The sequence below is a fragment of the Microcoleus sp. AT3-D2 genome (assembly GCF_036705715.1).
Lineage (GTDB): Bacteria > Cyanobacteriota > Cyanobacteriia > Cyanobacteriales > Microcoleaceae > Microcoleus.
Genome location: NZ_JAUBVE010000002.1, coordinates 65,439 through 80,511, shown reverse-complemented (window position 1 = coordinate 80,511; position 15,073 = coordinate 65,439). Strand labels below are relative to the sequence as shown.

Here is a 15,073-nt window from a genome sequence, read left to right as displayed (position 1 = left end):
CTATATAACTTTATTAAGCTCATCCCCCGACACTTCCTGCGGGGTAGTTGGGGTTAACGGTTAACGGTTAGCTACAAGATGTCATTTGGCAAACTAATAAAATCAGCATTGCTCAAAGTTGTTGCACCCGCTGCGTTAACTGTTCCCAAAACAACAGCTAAAATTCGATCGCCATTATTTGAACTAAACTTGACACTCGTCGCGTCTGTCGTACCGTCACCATCCGTATCAAACGCGACGAGTGTCAAGTCTGATACCGAAAGTCCCCCTATCAGCCCAATTCGATCGCCTTCAGCGGGATTGAAATCAACGACTCGATCTGCTAACAATGGATTAGCTGCTGCACTAGCTGTTTCGGGTCTAAAGGCAAAGGTATCAGCGCCACTACCTCCAATCAATGTATCGGTGCCGAAGTCGCCACAAAGAAAATCGTCGCCGTTGCCGCCAATCAGCAAATCTTGACCTTTCCCTCCCCGCAAAGTGTCGTTTCCATCGCCTCCATCGATCGCATCATCACCTTTGTTACCTGTGACAATATCGTCGCCGCTTCCTGCAAAAATTCGATCGCTCCCGCTATCGCCAGTAATCACATCGCTCTCGTTGGTGCCGAGCCAATATCCGTCGCCGTTGCTGTCGTAGGTGATAGTTAATGCGCCAGGATAGTTTTCTGGGGCAATCATTTCTGGAGGCGGGGTTGTTTCAGCATTGCTGTTGGCATTGTTACCGGGAAGTGCGATCGAATTATTGCTGTTACTGTTATTTGTGGGATTAGAAGTGATCGCGCTGCTGTCACCACTACCCGTACCGATCGCATCCTCATTATTTGAGGGTGTTGGCGGTGTTGGCGGTGTTGGCGGTGTTGGCGGTGTTGGCGCTGGTGCGGGCGCTGGTGTTGGTGCTGGTTCAGCCACTGGTGTTGGCGCTGGTGCGGGCGCTGGTGTTGGCGCTGGTGTTGGCGCTGGTGTTGTGATGTTAGTTGTTGGTGGAGCGCCTGTAGCAGCGGTTGCTTCTGCACTGCCAGAAGGAGCTCCCGGAGTATAGCCTGTCTGAGTGCTAGTGCTACTGCCTGCGGGGGAAGTTACTGTCGCGCTGCTGTTGTTAGTAACGCCTTGATTATTGGCGATCGAGCTCGTTTCGCTCGAACTGCTACTCTCTGAAGGCGCTGGTGCTGGTGCTGGTGCTGGTGCGGGCGCTGGTGTGGGCGCTGGCGCTGGTGTTGGCGCTGGTGTTGGCGCTGGTGTTGGCGCTGGTGCAGGCGCTGGTGTTGGCGCTGGTGCAGGCGCTGGTGTTGGCGCTGGCGCGGGCGCTGGTGCAGGTTCAGGGGCGGGCGCTGGTGTTGGCGCTGGCGCTGGCGCTGGTACGGGCGCTGGCGCTGGTGCGGGCGCTGGCGCTGCTGGTACCGTTGCTGTCGCGCTCGATGTAGGAGGAGCAGTGGAAGAAGTGGAAGCTTCTGCGCTGCCGCTGCTAGAGGTAGCCCCCGCAACGTAGGCTGTCTGAGTGCTGGTACTGGTTTCTGTAGGAGTAGTAGCTGTTGCGCTGCTGGTACTGCCTGCGCCGCTCTCCGAAGTGGATGAAGTGGATTGGGCAGAACTGCTGCTGCCTCCTGAAGCCTCGCTGGGAGTATAAATATTAGAACTGTTAGCTGTTGGGGCTGATTCTGAAGATGCTGAATAGTTAGTAAGTTCACTACTACTTGCACCAGTTCCACCCGCTAACAAGCTAGAGCCACTTGGACTGCTGCTACCGACCGTTAGGGTAGGAGGAGCAGATGCGTCTAATTGAGGCATCGCTGTTAATCTCCTTAAAATTTGTTTTAAGCTGGATAAATCAACTGAAGATTGCTCTGGGTCAAAGCAATGGAGCTATACATTTTTATTGTGATTTCATTCCCCTATCGAGATAATAAAAATTATTTAATTTCTATTATTCACGGAATATTTTTGGGGAAATTGGGAAATGACCCTGGAGTGTAGGCGATCGCAAATACCTGACCGTAACCAACCGCTAGAGAACCACCGTAAGGCGAAGATACTGCCCAAGACTGAGAATTAGCAGCAGTTGAGGTGAATGCACCGATCGCGGAGCTAAAAACACTGATATCGACTGAAGCAAAACCGCCAACAATATTGCCTTCGTCAGAAAATTTATCCAAATATGTCAAATCCTCAATTCTCATTGATTTTTACCTTTATCTGATTATTATTCTTGGATACGCCTGTATGTTTGACTTGAAAAATGTGTAATTTTATCGTTCCGCTGCCAGTAGTGCGGACTTAATTATACTAGCAGCGGGCGACAGAATTCCTAATCGGAAACCGATACGGAAAATGCACCGGATGAACTCGATACCGGAGTCGTAAATGTGCTGGTAGCAGCCTTGGTAAATGAGCCATAACCGATCGCACCGGCACCAGCATCGGCTACTGCTATGTTGCCAATTGCTACGCCAGCAGTGAATGAACCGAATGAAACTAGGCCGACAATCAAATCAAATTCAGTAAAACCACCTTCGATTCTGGTTGCTTCGGAAACGACTTCGACATGGTTCAGGTCTGAGATAATCATGGGTTTTTTCCTTTGATATTGCAGGTTGGTTTTGACTGAAAAACTGTGTAATTATAGTGGCTGCCAGCATTTCGGACTTATTCTACTAGCAACGGGCGACTGATTCCTAATCGGAAACCGATACGGAAAATGCACCGGAGGAACTCGATACCGGAGTCGTAAATGTGTTGGTAGCGGCCTTGGTAAATGAGCCATAACCGATCGCACCGGCACCAGCATCGGCTACTGCTATGTTGCCAATTGCTACGCCAGCAGTGAATGAACCGAATGAAACTAGGCCGACAATCAAATCAAATTCTGTGAAACCGCCTTCGATTCTGGTTGCTTCGGAAACAACTTCGACATGGTTCAGGTCAGAGATAATCATGGTTTTTTCCCTTGTTGGTTAAGTGCTTGCTCGAAGCAATCTTGTTTGCTTTCGATGTACCTAATATATCTGGACTAATTAGAGCTGTGTTGCCAATTTGGCAGATTTGTGAAAATTAAAATGTAAATTTAACTTCATGAATATTTGTAAATTATTTGTCCAAAAGCTACAGAAAATCGAGGTATTTTGAAATACAAAAATCAGCCTCGTTTTATAGTTTATTAACGAGACTGGAAGATTGTAGTATTTAGCTCAATTGATAACTTGTATAGATAAAGACTGCCCCGGCTAAACCGCAGGAATTACAGGTCAACCGATTTGAGATTTGAGATTTGAGATTTGAGATTGAATCAACGTAAAAGGTTATTATCTTAGATACCCGACTTCTTTAAGAAGTCGGGTATCTGGGTATTCCGTTTTTTTAGGTTGACCTACTTAACAAAGTATTAGGTACGATCGCCACAGAGTGTTGCCATTTTGGCAGATTTATCGGAAGTGCGGATGTTCGATACTCAAAAACCCGATCGCCCGCGGTGAGTAAACCAAAAAATTGGTACACCCAACGCCTGCAATCGGGTTGTCGGTCAACCGACTAATTTACTTACCCGCCCAATTAAACCAGCGCGTCTTAAATCCAGCAAAAAATCCTTGATTGTGAACCTCAACCCCCGGCGCCGAGATAGGTGAAGCTGGGCAGCCGACTTCAGCTACAAAACCAGCAGTATCTGAGTGCAACTCGCTACGGATCTGAATTGCATCACCCCCTCGAACTCCGGCTCGTTTTTCCCTCACCACTTCCACATAATCTAAATCCGCAATTTTGCTCCGCACCGGCTGAGTTTCCGATTTCCTCGTTTGACTGTTTTCCTTAAGCAAGCGGTTGGAAGTACGGTAAGGGATATAGTCGAGGGGGTTGTAACCCGTGCACCGCAAAAGTAAAAAACAAGCCCAAGAATACTTTCCTGCCAGGATGGCTGAAATTATCTCATCCAGTTGTTCGGGTTTGATTCCAACTTGAGAATTATTGACAGAATGGTGAAATTGGGAAGTCATTATTTTATCCTGTTTTGTGTATAGAGAGTGACAAAGGACAACAACCACTTAACTAAGTTCTACAAACTCATGCCGCCTTTTTGTAACTGCTTGAGAGGGTCAAGCAAAATGTCGGCTATGCTGCGCTGGCGGATGACAATTTCCGCAGTAGCTGTTTGGCCAGCTTTGAGTTTCCAGGTTTGATTTTTGGCTTTCACTGAGTCTCGATCCATACTCACTTCCACCCGGTAAAAAACACCCAATCGCTCGTCTGTTTTGGCATCCGGCGAAATAGATAAAACTTTTCCCGGAATCACGCCGTAATTTTGATAAGGAAAAGCATCGAATTTGACTTGCACCGGCATTCCGGTTTTGACAAATCCCGCTTCTCGGTTCGGCAAATTCACTTCCAGCACCAGAGGAGCATGATTCGGAGTCATTTCTGCAATAGTTTGACCCGGTTGAACTACTTCGCCGGTGTTGTGAATGTTGAGCGCGGAAATCACTCCGCTGACGGGTGCGTAAAGAAATCTTTGTTTGAGCTGATTTTTTGCTTGAGCGAGCAGGGTTTGGGTTTCGGCAATTTTGGATTTGACTTGATTTAATTGCATTTCCAACTGCTGAATTTTTTGCTCTTTTTCTAACTGCGTTTGGCGCGCTGCGGCTTGTTTGCTGGCGGCTTCGGCTTGCAGTCGATCGACTTCTGCCAGTTGTTGGGCTAATTCACCTTGGGCTCTAGAAATGGCGCTAGTTCGATCGCGCAAATTTTGCTCGACTTCAAACAGCCTTTCCTTAACCACAGTTGCATCAGACAGTTGACTCCTGATGGCAGCACTTTGCCTGTCGCGAACGGTTTGCTCGACTTCAAAGGCGCGATCGTCAGCCTGAGTTGTCTCCCCCAACTGGCTTCTAATCACCGCATTTTCACTTTCTCGCAGAGCTTCCTCAGCTTGAAACAATACGTCTTTTGACAGTGCTCCTTCATCTACCAAAGGTTTGAGACGCGCGATCCGCTCTTTGTGAGCAGTCACTTTTGCTTGCAACCCGGCCAGCAATTCTTGAGTCTTGCGTTGCAATGGTTTCACCTGATCGCGCCGCCCTTCCTGGGAGTTAATATCTGTTTTCAGTTGCGAGAGCAAGTCTTGCACATTCTTTTCCAGAGGTTTGAGCTGTTGCTTGCGCGCTTGCTGAGACACTAAATCTGCTTGCAATTGCTCGATTTGAGACTGCGTGGTGGCGGCTGAAGCGCGAGCACGGGCGATCGCAGCTTCAGCCCCCCGCTGGTCTGCAGCAGCAATAGCTTGGCTCGCTTCAACTTCCAGTCGAGTTCTCTCGATCGAACTCATCTCTTGCACCAATTGAATTCGATAAGCGTCCAGAATTTTATCAAGACGCTCCACCTCGCTCTGGGCATTCGACGGGTCTAATTCGGCCAATAATTGTCCAGCTTTGATTTTTTGACCTTCTTTGATAGCGAGGTTAATAATTTTTCCCGTCTCCGTCGGGTGAATTTTGTAAACAGCGCCTTTGGGAACTAATTTACCCTGAGCATGACCAACCTCGTCAATTTTTCCCAAAGTTGCCCACGCTCCAAAAGCTACGGAAAAAACCATTCCTCCTAATATCAACCGCTGCGGAAAAGATACTGGCGGCTGGTCGAGTACCGAGTGCAAAGAAGTAGACCAATTATTAGCATCAGGCTGTCGTAACTTGGCAATACTGATACCGTCATTAGTTTGAGATGAGCGATTTTGAGATTCGACAACTTCTAAAGATCGGTCTTTTTTTCGGGTTTCGTTTTCTTGCCGAGAAGCTACGCCCCCATAAACTTCGCCTATTTCGTTAGGAGCGTGGCCTAATTCTTTGGCATCTTCTGAAAACATTGTCTTTCCTCCAAATTAGTCGGTTGACTGTTGGCAGTTGGGAGTTGTTAGGAGCTATCAGTCAGGAGTCAGAAGTAAGTGATATCATGTCCGGTCGAGCGATCGCGATTTTTGTAGGGGCGGGTTCACCAACAATACCTGCCAATAATTGACAATCTTAAAAACCCGCCCGACCCGGATATTATGGTTAATCGATCGAACCTGATATGAAAATTATCTTTAGCCTTGTGTTGCTAATGACCAATGACTAATGACTAATGACCAATGACTAATGACTAATGACTAATGACTAATGACTAATGACCAATGACTTAAATATCGAGTTGTTGCTGAGCGAGGTGATAGTAAAGTCCGCGTTCAGCCATCAATTCGTCGTGGTTGCCTTGTTCGGCTAAAATGCCTTTCTCTAGAACCAAAATGCGATCGGCATTACGCACCGTAGACAACCGATGAGCGATAATAAACGCAGTGCGATCGCGACTAATGCGGGCGAGATTTTGCTGAAACCTGCGCTCAGATTCGGTATCCAGCGAAGAAGTTGCTTCATCCAAAACCAAAATCCGGGGATCGCCCAAAAGAGCGCGGGCGATCGCAATTCGTTGTCGCTGGCCCCCAGACAAACTCGTTCCCCTTTCCCCCACAGGAGTTTGATAACCCAGTGGCATATCTTGAATAAAAGCATGAGCTTCTGCTAGCTTCGCCACTTCTATCGCCTGTTCCAAGCTTGCAGAAGCAGCATCATTTCCGTTTTTATACAGCGTAATATTTTCCAAAATCGTTCCCGAAAACAAGAAACAATCTTGAGGAACAACACCCAACTGAACTCGCAGCGACTGCAAAGAAATGTGCCGAATATCGTGGCCGTCAATTGTCAGCCGCCCCTTTTCTGGATAATAGAAACCTTGCAGCAGCTTTACCAAAGTGCTCTTACCGGAACCGCTGCGGCCGACAATTGCCACAGTTTCTCCAGCTTGCACCTCAAAGGAAAGATTTTGCAGCGTATTACGTTCCTCATCCTGAGAATAGCGGAAAGAAACATTGTCAAACTTGACGTTTCCCTGAATGCGAGGCAGCACCAGCATTGGCTTGTAAGGGCTTTCTTCAGGTTTGGCCGAGAATACATCATCCAAACGCTCGATCGAAACGAGCACTTCTTGAAACTCATCCCAAAGTCCCACTACAGACAGCACAGGAGAAATCACGTTCCCAATCATCATATTAAAAGCCACAAATTGACCGATCGTCAACTCGTCTTGAATCACCAGCATTGCCCCGTACCATAGCAAAGCCGTACTCCCCAAAGTATTAATCCCACCCCCGATCACCTGCAAAGAATTCGCCAACTTCTGCCCGCGAAATTTAGCATTAATCATGCAGGTTAATTGGTCTTCCCAGCGCCAGCGCATTTCTCGCTCAGCAGCAGTTGCCTTAACCGTCGCCACCCCAGTAATCATTTCCACCAAAGATGAATTTTGCTTGGCACTTTCGGTAAAAACCTCCCGGGAGACTTTTCGCAGAAATGGAGTTGCGACTAAAGTCAAAATCACGATCGGTGGAATCAACGCCAGCACCAACAACGCCAGACGCCAGTTATAGTAAACCATCAGTCCGATGTAAACTACAGCCATCAAAGCATCCAACCAAGCCGTAATAGCTTGGCGAGTCAAAAATGCCTGAATTTTTTGATTTTCCTGAACCCGCGTCAAGATATCGCCCACCTGACGAGATTCAAAAAACTTGATCGGCAAACTGAGAGTGTGACTGATAAAGCCGCTAATTAAAGTCAGGTCAATGCGGTTCGACAAATAATCCAGCAAATACTGTCTCGTTGCACCCAACAGCGTTCGCCAAATACTAAATAGCAGCAGTCCGATTGCAAAAACGTGCAGCGTTACTACGCTTTTGCTAACAACTACTTGGTCGAGAATTACTTGGGTAAATAGGGGAGTAACTAGACCAAATATTTGGATGAACAAGGAGAGGAGCAGAATTTGGGCGATCGCAGCGCGGTAGGGCCAGACTATGCCAACAAAATTTTTAAGTTTGATGCCTTGATGTTCGGCAGTGTGATTGCGGTATAGTTCCGCTGTCGGGTCTAAAATTAGGGCGTACCCCGTCCAATTTTCGGTAAAACTTTTAATGCTCATCCACCGCTTGCCCGCAGCCGGATCAGCCACTAAAACCTGTTGATTTTTAAAGCGGTAAACTGCCACGTAGTGATTGCCTTGCCAGTGAGCAATCCAGGGATTTTGATTTCGCAGCGGAGTTAAAGAAGCTCGCACGGGACGGGTTTGAAATCCCATCCTTTCCGCTGCTTTTGCCAGACTCTTGAGCGACGCGCCGCTGCGGCCGATTTCTGCCAAGTCGCGCAAGTAATTTAGGCTGAATTTTTTACCCCAATATTCGCTAATCATGGCTAAGCAAGTAGCTCCACAATCTGCTGCGCTCTGTTGTTGAATGAATGGGTGTCTGTTGCTCAACCAGCGCCGATGCTTGGGTTTGGGAAAGCTGATGATTCCGGCTGGGGGTTTTTGCTGAGCAACTGCGGTTAATTTTGATGGCTCGGTTTTTGAGGTAGAGCTGGCATCTTTTGGCGGCGCTACTAAGCTTAAAATTGGAGGTTTGCGGATGATTTTAGGGCGGGAATTGCTTTCGGAACTAATTGTGGATTTGGCGATTTCCCACTGTTCGCTGCTAAGCTGGTAAATTAGCAGGTCTGTTACGGCTATCCAGTTGCTTTTTACGTCTGAATTTTCCCAGTTACTGCCGATAATTGGCGGTGCTTGACCTTGAATTTGACCGCTGCGGAGCCAAAAATGATTGTTGGAGTTTTTTTGACAGTGACCCGCGAGGGAAACTCCGGCAGGAATTCGGCTTTCTTCTGTGTAAGGAAGTAAGTGGGGCCACAGAAGCTGTTGTTGGTGGGGAGCGAGCGATCGCAAATCTGTTTGTGTCTTGAAAAATATTAACCGCTGTCGCTCTTGAAATTCTTGCTGCAAGTGCTGTTGCAGTTGCGGGAATTCCTCTAAAATAAGCTGCATTGTGGTGGCTGCAATTCGACCGATTTGGCAAGTGCCAGCCGCAATTGCCCTGTAAGGCAGTCCGCTGTCAATAAATCGGTCATCTGTCCCAAATATTGCTCCGACTTCCAGTACCACCGCCGAAATCTCCTGCTGGTGAGACGCTTCTACCGCTAGCAGCCTGACTCTTCCCTCGCAAACTAAATAAAAATGGCGATCGTTCTGTTCTTTTTCAAGGAAATTGTTACTATCTGATGTTTGATATTGAGTGATTTCATCTCCGAGCTGAAACTCGCAAATTTCACAGGCTGTATTTAATTTCGCCACTAATGTCGATCCTGCACCGACTTCCTCGAAAATTTTCTGAATAGCCGGGAAATTTTCCAAGGCTTCTTGGGTTTTAAAAATGGGATTTTTAACCCCTAAAATTTTTTTCATAACTTACCCTGTAAAAAAATTGTTTCAAGTTTTTTGAATGACAACTAACCCGGTTATGAGCAATTTTTATTGGTTTAGTTGCAACCTAGTTGGCTTAACAACTGTTTGTCGATATGTCCGACTAACACCCCTTAGTTACGGCCTCCCTTCAACACCTTTAGGATATATAAAATTGCGTTTTTTCAGGATTGTGTGGTGATTACGTAAGTGTGGTTTTGGCTGGCTCTCAGTTTAACTTACAGAATCGTGGTTTTGGCTACCTTTAAGGGCAATCTTTACGTAATCTTTATAATACTACGGTAATTATACGGATATTTGTGAAGATTCTGTGAAGCTGAGCGCTCCAGTTGTTGTGTCCGGTATACGTATATACACACAGAAATTGACATTCAGGATTCAAAAACCATCAATTTTTGACGCTTGTTTGTGAAGTCCAGATTCCGAACATTGTAAAGAAATATTGATTGCTGTTAATTTGTAGCAGCAATTCAAGCAATTAATTGACCATCTAATCTGGGTATGTAACGAATTAAAGTAAAGTGGAAAATTCTGCTGTTGATAACGGCCTTCTATTTGGGGGTGACTTCTGTGAGGGTCCAAACCCATCACTATCGATACCCATCACTATCGGTCTAAACCCCGATTAAAAGTATCAGTTTCTCTGCTTAACGAATTTTGTGCGATCGTACTCAGTGTATTTGTTGTCCAAAAGCATGGAATAGTGTATAATCCAACAACCAACTCAGGAAATTGTCGAAGCTGCTTTACAAAAACGGGATATGATTATTGTCATGCCGACGGGCAGTCGCAAGTCTTTGTATTTTCAATTACCGATACTGTTGAAATCGGGATTGATAGAAATATTATTAACAACCATAGAGAGAGACTCTCAAGAATTAGGAGATGATTTTGTCAGATGGACAGCGCAGAGATTAGCAATATACTTAGAGAAATCCACAGGAATAAAATTAATTGGAGGAAAAGTTCGGAGGATATTAAAGAAAAAAAGTATGTTTACCTTTGGGCAAAGTCTAGCCTAGATTCCCAGACCAATCCCGAAACAAGAACAGCTTTTCAAATAAAATTATCCGAATATTTGAAAATATAAAAATTAACTCTAGAAAGATTATATGCCTGGTTTTGGGACGATATTGGATTTAGTTTAAGAGTCACAAAAAAAGAGAAATGGTGTAAAAAAGGCAGCCGAAAAAATGTCAGAGGATACAGAAGAAAGGGAAGAGTTAATGTAATAGGAGGAGTGAGGTATTTAGATGAAAAAAGTGGGTATAGTTAATCAAGAAAGGTAATGCACATGATTTTTATCAAATGCTCATTTTTTTTATAAATAGCTAGGTAGAAACAGGTAATCAAGCCTCATAAGTGGCTAAAAAAAAGCAAAAATAGTGATTGTTCTTGATCATGCTAGTTTTCATAAGAAAGAAGAGTACCTGAAAAAAAATGAAACAGAAATGCCTAATATTTATTTATAATTTCTTCCCGAATACAGACCCGACTATAACTTAATTGAATTAGTATGGCCTTCGACCAAAGAATATAGTGCTAATAGGTTATTTACATCAATTGAAGAGCTAGAGTCTTTATGGCATCGTCTCTTAAAAGAAGGACTATTAATAATTAAATGTAGCAAAAAATCAAAAACAAGGGTAATGCTTGTATCACTGTTTAAATGTGCAACAGCTTAGTTTACAGCCTGACACATTGTACTCTACAGAGCGACAATGCTTTTTGAATTTGGGATAACCCTTCCTTTTCTCGCCTTTTTTACAGCGGCTATAGAAGCTAGATATAGAAGCCCAAGCGCGTTCCGCACTGGCTTGACGGGCGGCTGAATAGAGCTTTTTCACGAAAGCGCTATGCCGGCAATAATATCTTTGCAGAGTGTGTACAAGATGGCTTTACTAACATCTGCGTTGTCCATCCAAAATCTGACAGCTTTGTTTCTAATGAACTCGCCTGTTCGGATGGCTTCATAAAGTGCACAGTATTGGTCTTTCGTTCCATTTTTTAGCTTTGCTTTTCTTACTATCATGATATGATTACATGAAACCTCAGCACTTTTTATCAAGGAAACTCCTAGATAAAAGCCGCACTTAAGTGCGGGGCTTTAAACCCCATTTTTCGGTAAAAATTATCTAAAACCCTATGGGAGCAAGGAGCAGTAACCCTCTCGAAGCAGCCGGCCCGACTCGTGAGCCGATCAAAATAGGCGTTTTGCATTCCCTGACGGGCACGATGTCCATCAGCGAAATTTCAGTTAAAGATGCGACGCTGTTGGCTGTTGAGGAAATTAATGCCGCGGGAGGGGTGCTCGGACGCCCCTTGGAAGCGGTTATAGAAGATGGAGCCAGCGATTTGCAAACTTTTGCTCAAAAAGCTAAGCAATTGCTCCTAGAAGCGCAGGTGGCAGTGGTATTTGGCTGTTGGACTTCGGCGAGCCGCAAAGCTGTACAGCCGGCTTTCGATCACGGCAGCGGGTTGCTGTTCTATCCGGTGCAGTATGAAGGGCTAGAACAGTGTCCGAATATTTTCTACACTGGTGCTGCCCCGAACCAACAGATTGTGCCTGGGGTGAATTATTTGCTGGCACAGGGGAAGCGGAAAATTTTTTTGTTGGGTTCGGACTATATCTTTCCTCGGACGGCAAATCGGATTGTGAAAGCTCAATTGGCGGCACTGGGGGGAGAGTTGGCGGGGGAAGTTTATCTGCCGCTGGGTTCGAGGGATGTGGGCGAGGCGATCGCACATATCTTAGCAGTGAAACCGGATGCTATTCTCAACACTCTCAACGGCGACAGCAATGTGGCTTTTTTCCAAAAGTTGCGGGAAGCTGGCGTGAAACCCGAGGATTTGCCCGTGATGTCGGTCAGCGTAGCAGAAGAGGAAGTGCGGGCGATCGGGCCATCCAATATTGCTGGACATTTGGTGGTTTGGAACTATTTTCAAACGGTGGATACACCGGAAAATCGTAAATTTGTCAAGGCTTATAAAGCCCGATACGGGGAAAATCGAGTCACGGATGACCCGATCGAAGCAGCTTATTTGGGCGTTTACCTGTGGAAGCAAGCAGTAGAAAAAGCGGGTTCGACAAATGTGGTTAAAGTCAGGGCGGCTGCTAAAAATATTGAGTTGGCAGCGCCTTCGGGCAAGGTAAAAATAGATGACCAAACTCAGCATATTTGGAAAACAGTGCGGATTGGCAAGGTGAGGGTGGACGGTCAAATTGAGGAGATTTGGAATTCCGGCGCACCGGTTCCGCCAGATCCTTTTCTCAAGGGCTATCCCTGGGCGGCGGCACTTGCTACGAGGGGGATTTCTCTGGGAACTCGGGCGTCTTTGAGCGGGCTGTTTGTCATCTTGGTACTGATAACTTGGATGGCGGTGGGAGTCGGGTGGATGGGTTCTGTAGAGATGAAGAACTATTTGCTGGCAATAGAGGCTGCCTCAGCTCCGGCGGGGGTTTCTGAGGCAGCAATGGCGGTGCTGGTGCAGCAAACTCTCTGGGTGGCGAGCCGCACTCAGCACTGGCTGATGGGGGCTTTGGGTTTGAGTTTGATCGCCGGGATAGTGGCTTTTGTGTCGGTGTCAGCAATTATTCGGAATCTCGGCTTGCTGCGGGAAACTGCCGAACAGATGGCCAGCGGTGATTTGACCGCTCGATCGCCGGTGGTTTCTAATGACGCGATCGGGGTGCTATCTTCTACTCTCAATACAATGGCTCAGCAAATCAGCAGTTTGCTCAAGGGTTTGGAAGTGCGGCAGCGACAGCTAGAGGAACGATCGGAGGAATTGGAAGTTGCTAAGAATGCTGCCGAAGCTGCCAACCGGGCGAAAAGCACTTTTTTGGCAAATATGACTCACGAGTTGCGGACGCCTTTGAATGCGATTATCGGGTATAGCGAGCTGCTGCAAGAAGAGGCTCTGGAACTCGGCGAAGAAGAGTTTGTGATGGATTTGGCAAGCATTAATATGGCAGGCAAGCAGTTGCTCACCATTATTAGTGACATCCTGGATATTTCTAAAATTGAAGCAGGAAAGGTGACTCTTTTTTTGGAGACTTTTGAGGTGTGGAATTTGATCGAGGAGGTTGTCACTACTGTTCAACCAATGCTAGGGAAAAATGGCAATACTTTGATCGTCAATTGCGATCGCAATATTGGCACGATCTACTCCGATTCGTCGAAGCTGCGGCAAGCGCTATTAAATTTGGCGAGCAATGCTGCTAAGTTTACCGATCAAGGCAAAATTACGATTAATGTTTGGAAGGAAGAAGGGAAGGTTTTGCCGATCGGCAACTCCGAAGAACTCTCGGCAGATCCTTCTAGGTGTCAACAGCCTTTGATCGTTTTTCAAGTCACAGATACCGGCATCGGAATGACTGAAGATCAGGTGTCGAGGTTGTTCGGAGCTTTCACTCAAGCGGACGATTCTACTACCCGCAGGTATGGCGGCACCGGTTTGGGGCTGACAATTAGCCGGAAGTTTTGCCAGATGATGGGTGGGGACATTACGGTTGAGAGCGAATTTGATTGCGGTTCTAGTTTTACGATCCGGTTGCCGATTGCGGTTACAAACCCGAAAGAAGCACCGGACGATCGAGAAATCGCACAAATGCAGCCGAAGTCTTGCGAGGAGTTAGAAACGAGTGTAGCGACGACTGAAGCGAAGCAAAAAGCAGTGCGATCGCAACCGCTGGATCTGCCTGATGCTGCTACTGTGCTGGTGATTGACGACGATCCAGACGCGCGGGATTTGATGACCCGCTGCTTGTCGAAAGATGGATTTCGGGTGCGATCGTCGGCTAGCGGTCAAGGGGGGCTACTGTTGGCTAAGGAGTTGCTGCCGGACGCAATTATTCTGGACGTGATGATGCCGAGTATGGACGGCTGGGCAGTGCTGTCTACCTTGAAAGCCGATCCGGATTTGGCTGATATTCCGGTGATTATGATAACTTTTTTGGATGACCAAAATCAGGGTTTGGAATTGGGAGCGGCGGAGTATTTGAGGAAGCCTGTGGATTACAAGCGCTTTGCTGCTTTATTGAGTAAATATCAGGGTATCGGGAAGTAGTTAGTTGACTGTTGGCAGTGGTTATTAGTTATTAGTTATTAGTTATTGGTAGCAGATGACAACTAACAACTAACAACTAACAACTGACTAATTAATCTAAGAAGCCCATTAATGCCGAGCTATCGTCAATTTCGTTTGAGGCAATGGGGCGGTTTCCTCCCATTGTGGAGTAAACTTCATCAATGTGCAGAGTGCTCATGCCAATAGGGCGGGCACCAGACATACTGAACATTTCGCTGACTTGCATGGCGCTGGAGCCGATCGGGCGATTGCCGAGTGTACCAACCACTTCAAAGTCGCTGGATTCGACTGGGCGATTGCCTACAATGCCGTAGGTTTCGCTGAGGTGCAGGGTGCTAGTGCCGATCGGGCGGTTCCCCGATATCGAGACGGTCTCGCTGATGGTAAAATCGTCAGGGCCGACGGGGCGGTTGTCATGCATGAGTTGAGGCCGATAAAGCTGAATTCCTGTTGCTTTGGCATCCGTGGGTTCTGTCGCTTGGGTTTTGGAACTGCCTTTGCCGCGGCGGGCGATGGCTTTGCCTTTGCCTGTGCCTGTGTTGCTCGTATCCATAATTCTTTTCCTCGCGTATTGCTGTTGATTGCTGGGTTCGGACAACTGCTTTTGTGGGCTTTCTGCTTGCTATTTCGGCCGATGATTAAAATAATATTACAAAGTC

11 protein-coding genes are annotated in these 15,073 nt (G+C 46.6%); 3 read left to right on the top strand and 8 right to left on the bottom strand.

The features are described from left to right. Positions 1–71: 71 nt before the first annotated feature. The 6 genes from QUB44_RS01830 to QUB44_RS01805 all read right to left on the bottom strand — a co-directional run bounded on the left by QUB44_RS01830 (position 72) and on the right by QUB44_RS01805 (position 5,847). Positions 72–1,787: a hypothetical protein gene (locus tag QUB44_RS01830; RefSeq protein ID WP_333362384.1), complete on the bottom strand. Its 1,716-nt coding sequence runs from the start codon at positions 1,785–1,787 to the stop codon at positions 72–74. Between the two features lie 140 nt (positions 1,788–1,927). Further along, entirely contained in the window at positions 1,928–2,176 is a 249-nt protein-coding gene (locus QUB44_RS01825; RefSeq protein WP_333362381.1) for a hypothetical protein, read from the bottom strand. A 128-nt stretch (positions 2,177–2,304) separates the two neighbouring features. Then, positions 2,305–2,565 carry a hypothetical protein gene (locus tag QUB44_RS01820; protein WP_333362378.1) on the bottom strand — a complete coding sequence of 87 codons (261 nt, stop codon included), beginning with the start codon at positions 2,563–2,565 and terminating at the stop codon, positions 2,305–2,307. A gap of 106 nt (positions 2,566–2,671) precedes the next feature. Next, entirely contained in the window at positions 2,672–2,932 is a 261-nt protein-coding gene (locus tag QUB44_RS01815; RefSeq protein ID WP_333362376.1) for a hypothetical protein, read from the bottom strand. A gap of 597 nt (positions 2,933–3,529) precedes the next feature. Beyond that, entirely contained in the window at positions 3,530–3,985 is a 456-nt protein-coding gene (locus QUB44_RS01810) for a HetP family heterocyst commitment protein (protein ID WP_333362373.1), read from the bottom strand. A gap of 59 nt (positions 3,986–4,044) precedes the next feature. After that, entirely contained in the window at positions 4,045–5,847 is a 1,803-nt protein-coding gene (locus QUB44_RS01805) for an HlyD family efflux transporter periplasmic adaptor subunit (protein WP_333362370.1), read from the bottom strand. Between QUB44_RS01805 and QUB44_RS01800 the strand changes: the two genes are divergently transcribed. Further along, positions 5,847–5,999: a hypothetical protein gene (locus tag QUB44_RS01800; protein ID WP_333362367.1), complete on the top strand. Its 153-nt coding sequence runs from the start codon at positions 5,847–5,849 to the stop codon at positions 5,997–5,999. The two genes, QUB44_RS01805 and QUB44_RS01800, sit on opposite strands and share 1 nt — an antisense overlap. A 159-nt stretch (positions 6,000–6,158) precedes the next feature. Here the strand turns inward: QUB44_RS01800 and QUB44_RS01795 are convergent, their stop codons facing one another. After that, entirely contained in the window at positions 6,159–9,305 is a 3,147-nt protein-coding gene (locus QUB44_RS01795; protein WP_333362364.1) for an ABC transporter transmembrane domain-containing protein, read from the bottom strand. Positions 9,306–10,455: 1,150 nt separating this feature from the next. Between QUB44_RS01795 and QUB44_RS31055 the strand changes: the two genes are divergently transcribed. Further along, on the top strand, positions 10,456–10,599 hold the full coding sequence (locus QUB44_RS31055) for a hypothetical protein (RefSeq protein WP_445299858.1): 144 nt from the start codon (positions 10,456–10,458) through the stop codon (positions 10,597–10,599). A gap of 869 nt (positions 10,600–11,468) precedes the next feature. Further along, positions 11,469–14,393, top strand: a complete 2,925-nt coding sequence (gene urtA / locus QUB44_RS01790; RefSeq protein ID WP_333362361.1) for an urea ABC transporter substrate-binding protein — start codon at positions 11,469–11,471, stop codon at positions 14,391–14,393. 91 nt (positions 14,394–14,484) lie between these two features. Here urtA and QUB44_RS01785 read toward each other — a convergent pair whose 3' ends face one another. Beyond that, on the bottom strand, positions 14,485–14,967 hold the full coding sequence (locus QUB44_RS01785) for a hypothetical protein (RefSeq protein WP_333362358.1): 483 nt from the start codon (positions 14,965–14,967) through the stop codon (positions 14,485–14,487). Between the last annotated feature and the right edge of the window lie 106 nt (positions 14,968–15,073).